General features: G+C 55.7%; 16 protein-coding genes. 11 read left to right on the forward strand and 5 right to left on the reverse strand.

Annotated elements, in window-relative coordinates:
• Positions 1-22: 22 nt before the first annotated feature.
• The 3 genes from JGC47_RS01135 to JGC47_RS01145 form a co-directional block, all read right to left on the reverse strand.
• The gene (locus tag JGC47_RS01135) at positions 23-892 is read right to left on the reverse strand and encodes a phosphoribulokinase (protein ID WP_004160658.1); all 870 of its coding nucleotides are present in this window, start codon (positions 890-892) and stop codon (positions 23-25) included.
• A gap of 108 nt (positions 893-1,000) precedes the next feature.
• Entirely contained in the window at positions 1,001-1,219 is a 219-nt protein-coding gene (locus tag JGC47_RS01140) for a YheU family protein (protein ID WP_013036283.1), read from the reverse strand.
• Positions 1,219-2,217: a hydrolase gene (locus JGC47_RS01145; RefSeq protein WP_004160656.1), complete on the reverse strand. Its 999-nt coding sequence runs from the start codon at positions 2,215-2,217 to the stop codon at positions 1,219-1,221. Before JGC47_RS01145 ends, JGC47_RS01140 begins: the two co-directional genes overlap by 1 nt.
• Positions 2,218-2,277: 60 nt before the next feature.
• On the opposite strand from JGC47_RS01145, the gene JGC47_RS01150 reads away from it, so the two are divergent.
• From JGC47_RS01150 to JGC47_RS01175, 6 genes are all read left to right on the forward strand, one after another.
• The gene (locus JGC47_RS01150) at positions 2,278-2,880 is read left to right on the forward strand and encodes a LysE family translocator (RefSeq protein WP_004160649.1); all 603 of its coding nucleotides are present in this window, start codon (positions 2,278-2,280) and stop codon (positions 2,878-2,880) included.
• Positions 2,881-3,083: 203 nt separating this feature from the next.
• Positions 3,084-4,061: a taurine ABC transporter substrate-binding protein gene (tauA, locus tag JGC47_RS01155; protein ID WP_004160646.1), complete on the forward strand. Its 978-nt coding sequence runs from the start codon at positions 3,084-3,086 to the stop codon at positions 4,059-4,061.
• Between the two features lie 15 nt (positions 4,062-4,076).
• Positions 4,077-4,844 (forward strand): taurine ABC transporter ATP-binding subunit, encoded by a 768-nt coding sequence (gene tauB, locus JGC47_RS01160; protein ID WP_004160644.1) that lies wholly within the window; start codon positions 4,077-4,079, stop codon positions 4,842-4,844.
• The gene (gene tauC, locus JGC47_RS01165) at positions 4,841-5,668 is read left to right on the forward strand and encodes a taurine ABC transporter permease TauC (RefSeq protein ID WP_004160642.1); all 828 of its coding nucleotides are present in this window, start codon (positions 4,841-4,843) and stop codon (positions 5,666-5,668) included. The genes tauB and tauC overlap by 4 nt, the downstream gene beginning before the upstream one ends.
• A complete protein-coding gene (tauD, locus tag JGC47_RS01170) occupies positions 5,665-6,504 on the forward strand; it encodes a taurine dioxygenase (protein WP_004160640.1) in 840 nt (279 codons plus the stop codon). Before tauC ends, tauD begins: the two co-directional genes overlap by 4 nt.
• A 588-nt stretch (positions 6,505-7,092) precedes the next feature.
• Entirely contained in the window at positions 7,093-8,841 is a 1,749-nt protein-coding gene (locus JGC47_RS01175; RefSeq protein ID WP_004160638.1) for a hypothetical protein, read from the forward strand.
• A 359-nt stretch (positions 8,842-9,200) separates the two neighbouring features.
• Here JGC47_RS01175 and JGC47_RS01180 read toward each other — a convergent pair whose 3' ends face one another.
• Positions 9,201-11,102 (reverse strand): ABC transporter ATP-binding protein, encoded by a 1,902-nt coding sequence (locus JGC47_RS01180; RefSeq protein WP_004160634.1) that lies wholly within the window; start codon positions 11,100-11,102, stop codon positions 9,201-9,203.
• A 126-nt stretch (positions 11,103-11,228) separates the two neighbouring features.
• Between JGC47_RS01180 and kefG the strand changes: the two genes are divergently transcribed.
• From kefG to slyD, 4 genes are all read left to right on the forward strand, one after another.
• Positions 11,229-11,780, forward strand: coding sequence for a glutathione-regulated potassium-efflux system ancillary protein KefG (gene kefG, locus JGC47_RS01185; RefSeq protein WP_004160632.1), 552 nt, complete (start codon positions 11,229-11,231; stop codon positions 11,778-11,780).
• Positions 11,781-13,586, forward strand: a complete 1,806-nt coding sequence (gene kefB, locus JGC47_RS01190) for a glutathione-regulated potassium-efflux system protein KefB (protein WP_004160631.1) — start codon at positions 11,781-11,783, stop codon at positions 13,584-13,586. It begins immediately after the preceding gene.
• Positions 13,587-13,642: 56 nt separating this feature from the next.
• Complete coding sequence (locus JGC47_RS01195) at positions 13,643-13,837, forward strand: YheV family putative zinc ribbon protein (RefSeq protein ID WP_004160629.1); 195 nt, start codon at positions 13,643-13,645, stop codon at positions 13,835-13,837.
• Positions 13,838-13,975: 138 nt separating this feature from the next.
• The gene (gene slyD / locus JGC47_RS01200; protein ID WP_004160627.1) at positions 13,976-14,518 is read left to right on the forward strand and encodes a peptidylprolyl isomerase; all 543 of its coding nucleotides are present in this window, start codon (positions 13,976-13,978) and stop codon (positions 14,516-14,518) included.
• Between the two features lie 138 nt (positions 14,519-14,656).
• Here the strand turns inward: slyD and JGC47_RS01205 are convergent, their stop codons facing one another.
• Positions 14,657-14,875 carry a protein SlyX gene (locus JGC47_RS01205; protein ID WP_004160618.1) on the reverse strand — a complete coding sequence of 73 codons (219 nt, stop codon included), beginning with the start codon at positions 14,873-14,875 and terminating at the stop codon, positions 14,657-14,659.
• 290 nt (positions 14,876-15,165) lie between these two features.
• Here JGC47_RS01205 and fkpA point away from each other — a divergent pair, with 290 nt between their 5' ends.
• Complete coding sequence (gene fkpA, locus JGC47_RS01210; RefSeq protein ID WP_004160616.1) at positions 15,166-16,002, forward strand: FKBP-type peptidyl-prolyl cis-trans isomerase; 837 nt, start codon at positions 15,166-15,168, stop codon at positions 16,000-16,002.
• The last annotated feature ends 173 nt before the right edge of the window (positions 16,003-16,175 follow it).

A 16,175-nucleotide genomic window follows, 5' to 3' on the forward strand; every position in this document is an offset into this window, starting at 1 on the left:
TTAGCCGTAAAAGGAAAGAACTTCAGCCGATTTTCTTTCCTTCAATCAACCGCTTAACCAGCGGCCCCATGATCAGCTCCATCGCCAGCCCCATTTTTCCTCCCGGCACCACCAGGGTTTTGATATGTGAGATAAACGAACCCTGCAGCATGGACAGCAGGTAAGGGAAATCGATATCTTCCAGCCCCTGAAAGTGGACAACCACGAAACTCTCATCCAGAGAGGGGATGCCACGGGCGGCAAACGGGTTGGAGGTGTCCACCGTCGGGACGCGCTGGAAGTTGATATGGGTGCGTGAAAACTGCGGAGTAATAAAGTTGATGTAGTCCTCCATTGAACGCACCACGGAGTCCATCACTGCTTCGCGCGAATGGCCGCGTTCGCTGGTATCGCGCACCAGTTTTTGGATCCACTCAAGGTTGACGATGGGCACCACGCCAACCAGCAGATCCACGTTTTCCGCCACGTTATGCAGCGGGGTGACAACGCCGCCGTGCAACCCTTCATAAAACAGCACATCGGTCGGTTCTGCCAGCGGCTGCCACGGCGTAAAGGTGCCGGGCACCTGGTTCCAGGGCACGGCTTCATCGTAGGTATGCAAATACTTACGCGACTTTCCTTTACCGCTGCGACCATATTCGCTGAATGTACGCTCCAGCAGTGCGAAATCATTCGCTTCCGGGCCAAAATAGCTGACGTGTTTACCCATATCGCGCGCTTTGCGGATCGCCATATCCATCTCCGGGCGGGTAAAGCGGTGGAAGCTGTCTCCTTCTATTTCTGCTGCATGCAGGCCCAGCTGCTGGAAGATCTTCCTGAATGCCAGGCTGGTGGTCGTGGTTCCTGCCCCGCTGGAGCCGGTAACGGCGATAACCGGATGTTGAGTCGACATAGCGTACTACTTCCTTAAAAAACGGGTGGCCCTGCATTGGTAACATGCTTTGTCGACACATGTCATCAATACGGCAGCGATGAAGCTGATATAACCTGGCGGACGGGGTTAGCCGCGAAACTGGCCGCGCGGCATAATGTTGACCGACTCGTGCAGTTCAGACCACACCAGCACCACCTCGCCGCAGCTCAGCTGACGGCGAACATCGGCGACTTTCTGTTCCAGCGATCGCTCATGCTCGCCATAATCGGTGCCTTCGCGCAGCACAAAGGATTCAATCAGGTTATCAAGTGTTGCCGAATCGAGCTCTTTCCAGGGAATAATCATCAGTTGTCCAGCCAGGTGGTAAGCCATTGCGGAATGCGTTGCTCCAGCCACATTTGTGGGCTGCGCAGCGTTCCGCCTACAAAACCAACGTGCCCGCCATGCTGCGTCAGCTGATATTCAACGTTTGACGGCAGCAGGGCAGGATCGGGGATCACATCAGCGGTCATAAAAGGGTCATCCTGCGCGTGAATGATCAGCAGCGGCTTACGCACGCCGGGCAGCAGCGGCATGGCGCTGCTGCGGCGGTAATAGTCGCTGGCATCAATAAAGCCATGAGCGCGGGCGGTAATCGCATTATCAAAATCACGCAGCCGGCCAATGGATTCGAGCTGCGCCAGGTCGACGGGCAGCGTGCCCGGCCAGGCATGCAGTTTCAGCAGGTTAAGCAGATAACGCTGATAAACACGGAAAAAGCCCTGTTCCAGCCGCCGGCTACAGGGTTCCAGCATCAGCGGTGCAGAAACTGCCACCGCGGCGTCGAGCAGGCAGTGATCCCCCTGCTTGCCCAGCAGGCAGGCCAGCATATTCCCGCCCAGCGAGAAACCCACGGCGGCGGTCGGCACCCGGCCCCATTCAGCGCGCAGCCACTGTAAAAAGTAGCTGGCATCACCGGTTTCGCCAGAGTGATAGATGCGGTTCAGGCGGTTGGGTACGCCGCTACAGCCGCGAAAGTGCATCACCACGCCCAGCCAGCCACGCGCTTTCAACGCCTGCAACAGGCCGTGCGCATAGGGGCTGTGAAAGCTGCCTTCCAGGCCGTGGAACAGCACCACGCGCGGCTTATTGCGCGCCCGGGCCGGGTTTTCGCTCCAGGCCAGGTCGACAAAATCACCGTCCGGTAGCGTCAGTCGCTGCCAGTGCGCTTTCAGCGTCACCCGGCGGCGCACCAGGCGCGGCAGAATGGTTTGCAGATGCGCGTTGCTGGCCCCTGCCATTGGGCGAAACGGGTTTTCAGCCAGGCGATCAAAAATCATGTGGTCAGAGCTTGTCGGATCCATAGCGCGCTGTTAGCTTCATCAGGTTGTTTATTTTTCCGGGGGGTGAGGAGCACCCGTTCTATGGAACTGAGTCAGTTTTTATCCATGTCAGGCTTTCTCTGGGTTGCTGCCATTACGCCCGGTCCTAATAATATGTTACTCACCGCCTCCGGCGCGAATTTTGGTTTCTTTCGCTCTCTGAGTTTGTTGATGGGCATCATGATCGGTATGCAGGCTATGCTGCTGATGGTGGCGTTTGGCGTCGGCGGACTGATACTGCTTTATCCCTCCCTGCATCTTTTTTTCAAAGTGGCGGGTAGCGTTTATCTGCTGTGGCTGGCGTGGAAAATTGGCAGCGCCGACTATGAAAAGCTGGATACCGACAAGACTCCGGCCGCGCGGATGCCGTTCTGGCAGGGCGGCCTGCTTCAGCTTATCAATCCTAAGGCGTGGCTGATGGCGCTGGGAGCCGTTGCCAGCTTTAGCCTGGCGGGTGAAGCTTATCGTACCTCGGTGGTGGCTATCAGTATTGCTATGGCGCTGGTCAATGCGCTGTCCGGCGTTATCTGGTTGGGATTTGGTACGCTGATTGGCCGCATTTTGCGCAGTCGCCGCGCCTGGACGTTGTTTAACGTATTGATGGGTTTAGTGACCGCAGCCTGCGTCCTGCTGATTTGGCGCTGAAGGCCCGGCGGGAATGGGTGCTAACCGTCGACCTGAAGCGTAAATCAGGCTTAACGCCGCTTATGGCTCTATTCCGGCAATAGAATGCGTGAAAAGTGCTAAGCACCTTTTGTTATAAATAATAATTTTTAATTACTTTATCAGGACAGATACGCCCGGTTACAAAGGAGTCATACAGCAATAACCATCGAGCGGAACGTGCTATGGCGGGTAAATTTTCGGTTTCCATTCTGGCGGCGGCACTGTCGCTGACGGCACTCAGCGTACAGGCGGTGGAGGTCACCATTGCCTATCAGACATCGGCAGAGCCGGCGAAAGTCGCGCAGGCCGATGGCACCTTGGCTAAAGAGAGTGGTGCTAAGGTCGACTGGCGCAAATTCGATAGCGGCTCAGGCGTGGTGCGCGCGCTGGCTTCCGGCGATGTACAGATTGGCAATATCGGCTCCAGCCCGCTGGCCGTTGCCGCCAGCCAGCAGGTACCGATTGAAGTCTTCCTGCTGGCCTCACAGCTCGGTAATTCTGAGGCGCTGGTGGTGAAAAAAGAGATTAACCATCCGCAAGACCTGATCGGCAAACGTATCGCCGTCCCCTTTATCTCCACCACCCATTACAGCCTGCTGGCAGCCCTCAAACACTGGGGCATCAGGCCCGAACAGGTGCAGATCGTCAACCTGCAACCACCGGCCATTACCGCCGCCTGGCAGCGCGGCGATATTGACGGTGCTTACGTCTGGGCGCCGGCCGTTAATCAACTTGAAAAACAGGGGAAGGTGCTGACCGACTCATCCCAGCTGGCCAAATGGGGCGCGCCAACGCTGGATGTCTGGGTGGTGCGCAAGGATTTTGCCGAACAACATCCTGACGTGGTGACCGCTTTCGCCCGCAGCGCGCTGGCCGCGCAAAAAAACTATCTCGATAATCCGCAGCAGTGGCTGAAGCAGGATGAATATCTCGGCAAGCTGTCGCGCCTGAGCGGCGTGCCTGTGGCACAGGTGCCCGCACTGGTGCAGGGAAATACCTATTTCGGTGCAAGGCAACAGGTTGAACAGCTGAACGGCCCGGTTAATCAGGCGATAATCGACACGGCTAAATTCCTGAAAGAGCAAGGGAAAGTACCGCAGATAGCCAGCGACTACCGCAGTTTTGTCACTGACCGTTTCGTCAAACCTTTGGCACAGTAAGCAGGAGCGCCGCAAATGCTGACTGTCTCTCATCTTCGCGCCAGCTATGGGGAAAGGCTGGTTTTACAGGATATTAACCTGACGATCGACAGCGACGAGCTGGTGGTGGTACTCGGCCCGTCTGGCTGCGGCAAAACCACGCTGCTCAATCTCATTGCCGGATTTATCCCCGCTGACGGCGGCAGTATTACGCTGGACGGGCAACCGGTTAGCGGGCCGGGTGCCGATCGCGGCGTGGTCTTCCAGCATGAGGGGCTGCTGCCGTGGCGCAACGTGCTGGATAATGTCGCTTTTGGCCTGCAACTGGCCGGGGTAGAGAAAAGCGAGCGCCGTGCTGTGGCGCAACGCATGCTGAAAAAAGCCGGGCTGCAGGGGACTGAGCACCATTTTATCTGGCAGCTTTCCGGCGGCATGCGCCAGCGCGTGGGCATTGCCAGAGCGCTGGCGGCAGATCCGCGCCTGCTGCTGCTGGATGAACCCTTTGGCGCGCTGGACGCGTTTACCCGCGAACAGATGCAGGAACTGCTGCTGCGGCTGTGGCGTGACAGCGGCAAACAGATCCTGCTGATCACCCACGACATTGAAGAAGCCGTATTTCTTGCCAGCGAGCTGATCCTGCTGTCGCCGGGGCCGGGGCGCATCGTTGAGCGCCTGGCGCTGGACTTTGGCCGCCGCTATGCGGCCGGAGAAGACTGCCGGGCGATTAAGTCCGATCCGGCATTTATCGAACGCCGTGAATATGTCCTCAGCCGGGTGTTCCGGCAGCGCGAGGTCTTCGCATGAGTTTACTGATTAATGAAAAAGCGGCGCGGCGCAAATGGCCGCCGCGCTGGCCGCTGTCGCGCCAGCTGACCCTCAGCCTGGCGACTTTACTGATACTTCTGGCGGTTTGGTGGGCGGTGACCCGGCTCCAGCTGATAGCCCCGCTGTTTCTGCCAGCCCCGCAGCAGGTATGGCACCAGCTGCTGACCATCGCCAGCCCGATTGGCTTTATGGATGCCACCTTGTGGCAGCATCTCGCCGCCAGCCTGACGCGCATGGTGATTGCCCTGCTGGCCGCCGTGGTGATTGGCGTACCGATCGGCATCTTAATGGGGCTTAACGATACGCTGCGCGGCATTCTCGACCCGCTGATTGAGCTGTACCGCCCGGTGCCGCCGCTGGCTTATCTGCCGCTGATGGTTATCTGGTTCGGCATTGGTGAAACCTCAAAAATCTTGCTGATTTACCTGGCTATCTTCGCGCCGGTGACGATGTCCGCGCTCGCCGGGGTAAAAAGCGCCCGGCAGGTACGTCTGCGCGCCGCCCGTTCGCTGGGGGCCAGCCGCTGGCAGGTGCTGTGGTTTGTGGTGCTACCCGGTGCGCTGCCGGAGATCCTCACCGGAATTCGTATTGGCCTGGGCGTTGGCTGGTCGACGCTGGTGGCCGCAGAACTGATCGCCGCCACCCGTGGACTGGGTTTTATGGTGCAGTCGGCCGGTGAGTTTCTGGCGACTGATGTGGTACTGGCCGGTATCGCGACGATTGCCTTAATCGCTTTTGCACTTGAGCTGGGGCTGCGCGCCTTACAGCGCCGCTTAACCCCCTGGCATGGAGAACAACAATGAACGAACGAATCAGCATTCAGGCGCTGGGGCCGCATATCGGCGCTCTGGTCAGTGAGATCAACCTGAGCCGCCCGCTAAGTGATGCGCAGTTTGAGCAGCTCTATCACGCATTAATCCGCCATCAGGTACTGTTCCTGCGCGATCAGCCGCTAACGCCGCATCAGCAGCGCCAGCTGGCGGCACGTTTTGGCGATCTGCATATCCATCCGCTTTATCCTCACGCGCCCGACGTGGAAGAGATTATCGTGCTGGATACCAACGATGATAATCCGCCGGATAACGACAACTGGCACACCGATGTCACCTTTATCGAAACGCCGCCAGCGGGTGCCATTCTCACCGCGAAGCAGCTGCCTGACAGCGGGGGAGACACGCTGTGGGCCAGCGGCATTGCTGCCTGGAATGCCTTATCGGCACCGATACAGACGCTGCTTGATGGGTTGCAGGCCGAGCATGACTTCAGAAAATCGTTCCAGGAGTACAAATACCGCAGCAGCGCAGAGGAGCATCAGCGCTGGCAGCAGGCCGTGGCAAAGAACCCGCCGGTGCAGCATCCGGTGGTGCGCACCCACCCGGTCAGTGGCAAAAAGGCATTATTCGTCAATGAGGGCTTTACCACGCGCATTGTCGGGTTGAAGGAGAAGGAGAGCGATGCGCTGCTGAACTTCCTCTTTGCCCATATCACTAAACCCGATTTCCAGGTGCGCTGGCGCTGGCGGCAGGATGATGTGGCAATCTGGGATAACCGGGTAACCCAGCATTACGCGAATGCGGATTACCTGCCGCAGCGCCGTATTATGCACCGGGCGACCATCCTCGGCGATAAACCTTTCTGAACTAACCTGTTCATAGCGGGCTGCGACGGCACCGCAGCCTCGCGATGCTCACCTAAGCGCGTCTGCCGTGGCATCGTCGTTGTTCAGCCCGCTAAAAAGATCGCAACGGTAACGCCGACAACTGGCCAGTGCAGACATCGTTGACCACTCCAAACCCCATCCCCTTCTTGACCTCCGATTACACGGTGCATTGACATCACCTGACGAGGTTTTTCCCTGGCTCACCTTCGGCGACAACTGATGGCCTTGTGGAGAACAGATGGGATCTGTCTGGTGTGTTGCAGGCCAGGGAATATCAACGCCTGAGTTTCAGATATGTGTGGTTCCACGTACAACTTCCCCAACGTGTCATATCCCCTTAAGTGGTTAAAATAATTTAACGGTAATCAGTAAATGGTGTATTAGCCTTTTTATATAAAAGCTGATGACCGGAATTTCATTATGGACGTGAAATGATGAAGGGGAGGTTGGAAATTATTTATCCTTTTTCTTTATGCAGAATGCCGCAATTTACGCTGCGGGTTTCTTCTGAACCTTTTTATTCGCTAAGCATTATTCTTTTTTGGTTTTCGTACTCAGGAGTATTCGATGATCGAATTAAATTCATTTGCTGAACTGCGCATGACAGTACCGTCAAAATCTGGCGAGGTTGTCTTTCTCAAAAGCTATTATGACAACGAACCCAGTCCCCGTGGTGGCGGACACTTTATTGGCTTGCCGGCCACGACAGATCTGAAAGATGACAACGGCACGATTGCTCTGGGAGAGGGCTTTTACTGGAAACGTGCAGTGACTGATCCACAGGAATTGAACGTGCTTCATTTCGGTGCAAAAGGCGATGGCAAAACCGACGACACTGGCGCTTTTACCAGCATGTTGAGCTGGGTTCAGAACTACAATCAGAACATAAAAAGCCTGCCCGTGCGCTTTCCGTGCGGTCGATTTTTGATTAGGCCACTCGATTTTAGCGGTGCCGAGATCCCCTTTTTTGGCCTGGAGGGCGTGGGCATTCCCTTAGGATCTTTGCCGTCTACGACGATTGTTTCTGACCAAAGTTCCAATACCGTGTTCAAGATAAATGCACGGCGTATGACGATAAAAGGGCTTACCTGGGACGGGCAGGCCAGCGCGGACACCAATAATAATGTGGGCACCATCACTGCCGAAATGTGCTCCAACGTGCAGCCCTTCCTGGAAAATATTTGTCAGGGCGGCCAGTTAGTCAACATCAGCCACTTCCGTGGACAATACAGCGGGGGAACCATATTCAAATTACAGGACACCTTCGACAGCAAATTTGAGCAATTCTATACCCTGAAAACATTTTCCCGCGTCCTCGACGTTGGCTGGTCAAACCGACCAGAGGGAGCCTGGGATCACTCTACTGCCATTGAATTATGTAACGCTAATTTCCAGTCGGGTTATGGGGATGCAACGCTTTATATGCCTCGGGTAACACAGGGTATTATTCGCAATGTCTGGATTGAACACACGCGAAATCCGGGCAATCTCTCAGACGGAGGCTGGACGATTGATACATTAAATATTGAAGACTGCCACAAGCCATTTATTCTCAGTAATAGCCGCATTCTGATGCGCCAGATTAACCTTCAGTCCGGCTCCACTTTGGATCTTGCAAAGACTTCAGGAAGATGGCTTTCCGATTACGAATATGGTCACCGCAGGGATGAAAATTATGGGACGAGCTTAACAGGATCGCTTAAGGTCGGTTATTTCAGCGGTTATAAACTGGAAAATAATACCGATAAGGATAACTGGTATCGTCTGGGACGCCTTTACTTCGCCAAATCCAATCAGCTGTGGGAAATTGAATTAATCAGTAAAGCAGATAGTACCGCACCATCAGACAGTGCTACCTCACCCGTCAATCTGCCCGGTGCAGGAAAAACGTGGATTAATTTGCAAAAGCTCGATTCCGTTTCGGCAGACTGTTTCCATAGGGGGCAACCCGCCATTCTGGAGATGCGTTACAGCCGCGAAGGGACGAGCCGCACCTCAGTATGGGTGAAGCTGAAAGCGAAAAGCGGTGCAACGATGTTCAATCTTACCACCACCGGGCCGACGCGTTTCGAGTCCGGCGTCTGCTCGCTGTTTGATGCAGACATGTCGCTGGTCAGTGACGAGAGTCAGATTGGCAGCCTGAAACCTGTGGCGCGCTTCGGCATACATAATGGTGTTGCGGGCATAGGTGCTAACGAAAAGGGTTTGGTAACGCTGGCAACGGCAACGGGAATACCAGCAGATAAGACCACGCCCACGGGTTTCGTCTTGCTGAATATCAATGGCGCTGAACGTAAGGTGGCTTACTATGATTAATCCCCTGAAGTACCCCCTGCACCTAACGGCGAGGGATTCCGTTTCTTAAGCCGCAGCCGCCCTTAGCGCGTTGAGACTTTTCGCTATAAACAGAGACGGCGAACCACGCCGTCTGTTTTTCCACCTTGCTCTGACGCTGCATGCCCGTCGATTAATCAGACGCTGGCGGAACACCGCCTGACGCTAAACAGGGTATTCAGCTGCGGCGACGGCGGGTGAAACGCGGTGAAATACCTGAAGGTTCAGCTCACACCCTTTGAGACATTTCGGCGAATCAGAGGGTTAAAAAGGAAGAATTGACATCTCCCTTAGGTATTCAGTCAACATGTGTTCTGCCTTTCAGATATTCGGGCTAAGCATCAGGAAGCCAGCATGGTTTCCAGCTGCTCTTGTGCTTCCAGCCACGCCAGCTCGCACTCTTCCAGCGCTGATTTTGCCGTCGCCTGCTGCTGCAGTGCTGCGGTGAGATCGGCTTTACGTGCCTGCTCATAGAGAGTGGCGTCTGACAGCTGGCCTTCCGCATCGGCCAGCCGCGCATGATGCTTTTCCATCAGTTTTTCCAGTTTCTCAAGCTGCTTGCGCAACGGCTGCGTGTGAGTGCGCAGCTCGGCCTCGCGACGCTTCTGGTCCTTACGTGCCTGGGCGCTGTTGGTGCTGTCCGCCTTCGGCGCGTCGCCGTCAGCGCTCTGCCGCTGCTGCTCGCTTAGCCACTGCTGGTAATCTTCTAAATCGCCGGCAAAGGGTTCGACTTTGCCATCATGCACCAGGCAGAGATCGTCAGTGGTGGAACGCAGCAGGTGACGGTCGTGAGAAACCACCACCAGCGCACCTTCGAAGTCGATTAGCGCCTCGGTTAACGCCTGGCGCATATCCAGGTCAAGGTGGTTGGTTGGCTCATCCAGCAGCAGCAGGTTGGGGCGCTGCCAGACGACCAGCGCCAGCACCAGCCGCGCTTTTTCACCGCCGGAAAAGCGCCGTGTCTCTTCACTGACCTTGTCGCCCTGGAAGCCAAAGCCGCCAAGGTAATCGCGCAGCTGCTGCTCCAGCACTTTTGGCGCCAGGCGCACCAGATGCTGGATCGGCGACTCGTCGGCGCGCAGGAATTCCAGCTGATGCTGCGCGAAGTAGCCGAGCTTGATGCCTTTCGCCAGGCCAATTTCACCCTGTAAAGGGGCAAGTTCGCCCGCCAGTAACTTAATCAGCGTTGATTTACCGGCACCGTTGCGCCCCAGCAGGCCGATGCGTGACCCCGGAACCAGGTTCAGCTTAATCGAGTTGAGGATTTTACGCTCGCCGTAACCGGCGCTGACTTTTTCCATCTTCAACAGCGGGTTCGGCAGGCTCTCCGGCTCGCGGAAGCTGAAGGTAAAGGGATTATCAACGTGCGCCGGGGCGATCAGCTCCATGCGCTCCAGCATTTTAATCCGGCTCTGCGCCTGTTTTGCCTTACTGGCTTTGGCTTTAAAGCGGTCGATAAAACTTTGCAGATGCGCCACTTTTTGTTGCTGATGCTCGAACATTGACTGCTGCTGCGACAGCTTGGCGGCGCGCTGAATTTCAAATGAGCTGTAGTTGCCGGTGTATTCAAAAATGGACTGCTGCTCGATATGTAAAATCTTGTCCACCACCGGGTCGAGGAAGTCGCGGTCGTGCGAAATCAGGATCAGCGTGCCGGCGTAGCTTTTCAGCCAGCGCTCCAGCCAGATCACCGCATCCAGGTCAAGGTGGTTGGTCGGTTCGTCGAGCAATAGCAAATCAGATCGGCAGATCAGCGCCTGTGCCAGGTTCAGACGCATGCGCCAGCCGCCGGAAAAGTCGCTGACCGGGCGCTGCAGCTGTTGCTGGCTGAAGCCCAGCCCGTTGAGCAGGCTGGCCGCGCGTGACTGAATGGTCCAGGCCTGAACCGCATCGAGTTTGCCATGCAGCGTGGCAATGGCATTCCCATCGTTAAGCTCATTGGCATCGGCTAATGCAGATTCAAGCTGGCGAAATTCACGGTCGCCATCGATAACATATTCAATAGCTGGCGTGTCCAGCGCCGGGGTTTCCTGATTGACCCATGCCAGCGACCAGTTTCCCGGATAGCTGAAGCTGCCCGCATCGGCGCTTATCTCGTTCTTAAGCAGCGCCAGCAGGGTGGATTTGCCGCAGCCGTTTTTACCCACCAGACCGACTTTCTGGCCGGGGTTAATCGTCGCCGTGGCGTTGTCCAGCAGGACGCGGACACCGCGACGAATTTGTAACGAGGAGAATACAATCATAAGCGCCGTCAGTTCAGAATATGTTAAATTAAGCCATCGCAATCAGTTTTACGGAATCCAGTGTTCCGGTGCGTTGTGCATGGTAGCGGAAATCACTCGCCATGACGACGATTTGGAGGGGAATGAATGTCACAGCCGCCTAAAGTCCTGCTGTTGTATGCTCATCCGGAGTCTCAGGATTCGATTGCTAATCGCGTTTTGCTACAGCCGGCGCGGCATTCGCCACATGTGACGGTCCATGATCTGTACGCACAATATCCGGATTTCTTTATCGATATTCGCCATGAGCAGCAGCTGCTGCGTGAACATCAAATCATTGTGTTTCAACATCCACTTTATACCTACAGCTGCCCCGCTTTGCTCAAAGAGTGGCTGGACCGCGTGCTGTCGCGGGGCTTCGCCAGCGGGCCTGGCGGTAATGAGCTGGAAGGAAAATACTGGCGCAGTGTGATCACCACCGGAGAACCGGAAGCGGCTTATCATCAGGAAGGGCTGAACCGTTATCCGATGTCGGAGATTATGCGGCCTTTTGAGCTAACGGCGCAGATGTGCCGCATGCACTGGATGACACCGATGATCATTTACTGGGCGCGGCGTCAGAGCGCTGAAACGATGAAAAATTATGCCCGCGCCTATGGCGACTGGCTGGCGAATCCATTGCCACACGGGGGAGTTTAAATGGAAGGACAAAGCCTCCTGACCGCGGGCTTGTTATATCTTTGCGCAGCAGTGATTGCGGTGCCGATTGCCGCTCGCCTCGGCATAGGGGCAGTTTTAGGCTATTTGTTGGCGGGTATTGCTATCGGCCCCTGGGGTTTAGGCTTTATCAGCGACGTGCAGGAGATCCTGCACTTTTCTGAGATGGGCGTGGTGTTCCTGATGTTTATCATCGGCCTGGAGTTGAAACCGTCGAAGCTGTGGGAGCTGCGGCGCTCGATTTTCGGCGTGGGTGCCGCCCAGGTGCTGCTCAGTGCTGCCGTGCTGGGCGGGATTTTATGGCTGACTGACTTTTCCTGGCAGGCGGCGACCATTGGCGGGATTGGCCTGGCGATGTCCTCGACGGCGATGGCCCTGCAGCTGATGCGTGATAAGGCAATGAACCGTAATGAGTCCGGCCAGCTTGGCTTTTCGGTGCTGCTGTTCCAGGACCTTGCGGTGATCCCGGCTTTGGCGCTGGTGCCGCTGCTGGCGGGCAGCGACAGCGGCCATACCGACTGGATGAAACTGGGCATGAAGGTGCTGGCGTTCGCCGGGTTGCTGGTCGGCGGCCGCTACCTGCTGCGGCCGATTTTTCGTTTCATTGCCGCTTCCGGCGTGCGCGAGGTGTTTACCGCCGCCGCGCTGCTGTTGGTCTTAGGCTTCGCGCTGTTTATGGACGCCCTCGGCCTTTCGATGGCGCTGGGCACCTTTATTGCCGGCATTTTGCTGGCGGAAAGCGAATATCGGCACGAGCTGGAAATCGCCATCGACCCGTTTAAAGGCTTGCTGCTCGGGCTGTTCTTCATTTCGGTCGGTATGGCGCTGAATCTTGGCGTGCTCTATACCCATATGACTGAGATCCTGACTGGCGTGCTGCTGCTGGTGGCGGTAAAAACCGCCGTGCTGTATCTGTTAGCGCGTGTTTACGGCTTGCGTAGCTCGGAACGCCTGCAATTTTCCGGCGTGCTCAGCCAGGGGGGGGAGTTCGCTTTCGTGCTGTTCTCGGCGGCATCTTCTGCCAACCTGTTTAGCGGCGACCAGATGCCGCTGCTGCTGGTGACGGTCACGCTGTCGATGATGACCACGCCGCTACTGATGCAGGGCGTGGATAAAATTCTCAGGCACCGTTTCAACGAGGTGGATGACAACCAGGAGAAGCCGTTTGTCGAAGATGATAAGCCGCAGGTGATCGTGGTCGGTTTCGGTCGTTTTGGTCAGGTGGTGGCCCGCCTGCTGATGGCCAATGAAAGGCGCATTACGGTGCTGGAACGCGATATCAGTGCGGTCAGCCTGATGCGCAGATACGGTTACAAGGTTTACTATGGCGATGCGACGCAGCTGGAGCTGTTACGCGCAGCGGGGGCAGAAACCGCCCAGTCATTGGTGATAACCTGCAACGGCCCGGAAGATGCGATGGCGATCGTTCACCTGTGCCAGCAACATTTCCCTCATCTGCACATTCTGGCGCGCGCCCGCGGCCGCGTGGAGGCCCATGAGCTGCTGCAGGCAGGCGTAACCCAGTTCTCACGCGAAACCTTTAGCAGCGCCCTGGAGCTGGGGCGCAAAACGTTAATGTCGCTGGGCATGCATCCCCATCAGGCGTTCCGCGCCCAGCAGCATTTCCGTCGTCTGGACATGCGTATGCTGCGTGAGCTGATGCCGAATCATGACGACAGCCAGCAAATCTCACGCGTCAAAGAAGCACGCCGCGAACTGGAGGAGATCTTCCAGGCCGAACTGCGTCATGAAAAACGGCAGTTTGACGGCTGGGATGACGCTGATTAATTCACCATGCGGGCGGCGGCGTTTTGCGCTTGCCCCGTGCTGTTACTGGAACCATTATGCGTAAACGTTTTATCGCTGGCGCTGTCTGCCCGAAGTGCCAGGCAAAAGATACCCTCGCCCTGTGGCGAGAAAATAATATTGATGTGGTCGAGTGCGTTACGTGCGGTCATCAGATGCGGGAAGCGGATAAACAGGCGCGTGAACAGGTGCGCAGCCATGAGCAGGTGATTGGCATTTTTCATCCTGAGTAGCGCTTAAGCGCAGCTTTTTTCATGCTGTAGCGTACAGATGCGTTAAAATTCGCTACAATCGTGCCACTTAGAGCACGCAGGCTGGTTTAATCCAGCCAATAAATTCATGGCTCAAGCTCTCAACGGTTAGGAGTAATCATGAAAGTAGCAAAAGACCTCGTGGTCAGCCTGGCATACCAGGTGCGTACAGAAGACGGTGTGTTGGTTGATGAATCTCCGGTCAGTGCACCGCTCGATTACCTGCACGGTCATGGTTCCCTGATTTCCGGGCTGGAAAAAGCGCTGGAAGATCATGTGGTCGGCGACAAATTTGATGTGAATATCGCCTCAAACGATGCTTACGGCCCTTACGATGACAATCTGGTTCAACGCGTACCTAAAGACGTCTTTATGGGCGTAGACGAACTGCAGGTTGGCATGCGCTTCCTGGCAGAAACCGATCAGGGTCCGGTGCCGGTTGAAATTACTGAAGTGGAAGATGAGCACGTCGTGGTTGATGGTAACCACATGCTGGCGGGACAAAACCTGAACTTCAACGTGGAAGTGATGGGCATCCGTGAAGCCACCGAAGAAGAGCTGTCTCACGGCCATGTTCACGGTGAGAACGATCATCACCACGACCACGACCATGACCACGGTCAGGGCGGTTGTGGTACCGGCGGTTGCGGTTGCAGCCACTAATGCTGCGCTGAAATGTTCCAGGCCACCTACGGGTGGCCTTTGTTTTTTCTGCTTGCCGGTACGGGCTGGCAATCATTGATGTAAAGCGGCGGAAAACAGCAAGGCACGGCACAGGCGAGGCCCTGCACGGACATGGCGTCAATAGTGAGGGGGAGGAGTCTCTTCCGACTGGGAAGCGATCATCGACGGCGCGGCGGCCTTCAACTTATCGGTTAGCAGACGCATTTGTTCGCGCAGCCGGGCCATGTCCAGTTCATGTTGCACAATCGTCAGATTCAATTCCTCAATAGTGTGCTCCTGAAATGCCAGCTTGCTCTCCAGTACCTCCAGCCGCTGTTCCCATTGCGTGTATTGCATGTTATTTCCTTTTTATTGCTGCCCGTAACGCGCCAGACAGAGTGAATTGTCTGATTCTAACGGCAAAATGTAGGCGAAAACAGGTGATATGACTTAGATTTATCGACAGAGGTTGAAAAAGCGGATTGCTGGCACCATTCATGGTGGTGAAACTTTCGGGACCTGTCGCGGTCCGAAGTTAACTTAGCGTTTATAGCGGGATTGTTTTGCCATCTCGCACCTGTTTATATTACCGGCCGCAGGTCTGCACACGATTTCCGGGGTGAGACGCTTCGGTTTTGGAGAAATGGATGAAATCACTGTTAAAAGTCACATTGTTAGCTACCACGATGGCCGTTGCGCTGAATGCTCCGCTGGCAATGGCTGCAGAAGCCGCCGCTCCGGCACAGTCGGCGGCAGCAGCGCAGCAGGCTCCTAAAAATGCCGCGTTTAAAGATGACAACCAGCAATCGGCTTACGCGCTGGGCGCATCTTTGGGGCGCTACATGGAGAACTCCTTGAAGGAACAGGCAAAACTGGGGATTACCTTAGATAAATCTCAGCTCATTGCTGGCGTTCAGGATGCGTTTGCGGGTAAAAGCAAGCTTTCCGACAAGGAAGTGGAGCAAACGCTGCAATCGTTCGAAGCGCGCGTGAAGGGTGCGGCGCAGGCGAAGATGGAAAAAGACGCTAAGGACAACGCCAGTAAGGGCGATGCTTACGCGGCTAAATTCGCCAAAGAGAAAGGCGTGAAGAAAACCGAAACCGGTCTGCTCTATCTGGTAGAGAAAGAAGGTAGCGGTGATGTGCCGAAAGACAGCGATACTGTGGTTGTTAACTACAAAGGTACTCTGATTGACGGCAAAGAGTTCGATAACTCCTATACCCGGGGCGAGCCGCTGTCATTCCGTCTGGACGGTGTGATCCCTGGCTGGACTGAAGGTCTTAAGCACGTTAAAAAAGGTGGCAAGATCAAGCTGGTGATCCCACCAAACCTGGCTTACGGCAAAAACGGCGTGCCGGGCATTCCGGTTAACTCTACTCTGGTATTTGATGTGGAGCTGCTGGATATCAAACCCGCTGCCAAAGACGAGTCTAACTCCCGGCAGGCTGCACCCGCTGCTGGTGACGCGAAAGCAAAAAAATAATCTGACCACCGCCACCTGTCGGTGGCGGTTTTGTTCCCCGCTTTTCTCTCTGTTTATTCTGCTTTTATGCGATAAGCCGTAATTCCAAACAAAGGTCATACACGCCTTTTCGTTATTTGCTAAACTGACCAGCGCGCATTTTAATAACAACGAGTCTGCTCTGGCACCTTGTG

Origin of the sequence: Erwinia amylovora (assembly GCF_017161565.1) — a bacterium.
Classification (GTDB): Bacteria; Pseudomonadota; Gammaproteobacteria; order Enterobacterales; family Enterobacteriaceae; genus Erwinia; species Erwinia amylovora.

Bases quoted from the DNA above. Each gene is read 5' to 3' on its own strand.
- slyD (WP_004160627.1), top strand. From the start codon at position 13,976: ATGAAAGTAGCAAAAGACCTCGTGGTCAGCCTGGCATACCAGGTGCGT.
- JGC47_RS01175 (WP_004160638.1), top strand. From the start codon at position 7,093: ATGATCGAATTAAATTCATTTGCTGAACTGCGCATGACAGTACCGTCA.
- JGC47_RS01180 (WP_004160634.1), bottom strand. From the start codon at position 11,102: ATGATTGTATTCTCCTCGTTACAAATTCGTCGCGGTGTCCGCGTCCTG.
- JGC47_RS01140 (WP_013036283.1), bottom strand. From the start codon at position 1,219: ATGATTATTCCCTGGAAAGAGCTCGATTCGGCAACACTTGATAACCTG.
- JGC47_RS01150 (WP_004160649.1), top strand. From the start codon at position 2,278: ATGGAACTGAGTCAGTTTTTATCCATGTCAGGCTTTCTCTGGGTTGCT.
- tauC (WP_004160642.1), top strand. From the start codon at position 4,841: ATGAGTTTACTGATTAATGAAAAAGCGGCGCGGCGCAAATGGCCGCCG.
- tauD (WP_004160640.1), top strand. From the start codon at position 5,665: ATGAACGAACGAATCAGCATTCAGGCGCTGGGGCCGCATATCGGCGCT.
- kefB (WP_004160631.1), top strand. From the start codon at position 11,781: ATGGAAGGACAAAGCCTCCTGACCGCGGGCTTGTTATATCTTTGCGCA.
- JGC47_RS01145 (WP_004160656.1), bottom strand. From the start codon at position 2,217: ATGGATCCGACAAGCTCTGACCACATGATTTTTGATCGCCTGGCTGAA.
- tauB (WP_004160644.1), top strand. From the start codon at position 4,077: ATGCTGACTGTCTCTCATCTTCGCGCCAGCTATGGGGAAAGGCTGGTT.
- JGC47_RS01195 (WP_004160629.1), top strand. From the start codon at position 13,643: ATGCGTAAACGTTTTATCGCTGGCGCTGTCTGCCCGAAGTGCCAGGCA.
- kefG (WP_004160632.1), top strand. From the start codon at position 11,229: ATGTCACAGCCGCCTAAAGTCCTGCTGTTGTATGCTCATCCGGAGTCT.
- JGC47_RS01205 (WP_004160618.1), bottom strand. From the start codon at position 14,875: ATGCAATACACGCAATGGGAACAGCGGCTGGAGGTACTGGAGAGCAAG.
- fkpA (WP_004160616.1), top strand. From the start codon at position 15,166: ATGAAATCACTGTTAAAAGTCACATTGTTAGCTACCACGATGGCCGTT.
- JGC47_RS01135 (WP_004160658.1), bottom strand. From the start codon at position 892: ATGTCGACTCAACATCCGGTTATCGCCGTTACCGGCTCCAGCGGGGCA.
- tauA (WP_004160646.1), top strand. From the start codon at position 3,084: ATGGCGGGTAAATTTTCGGTTTCCATTCTGGCGGCGGCACTGTCGCTG.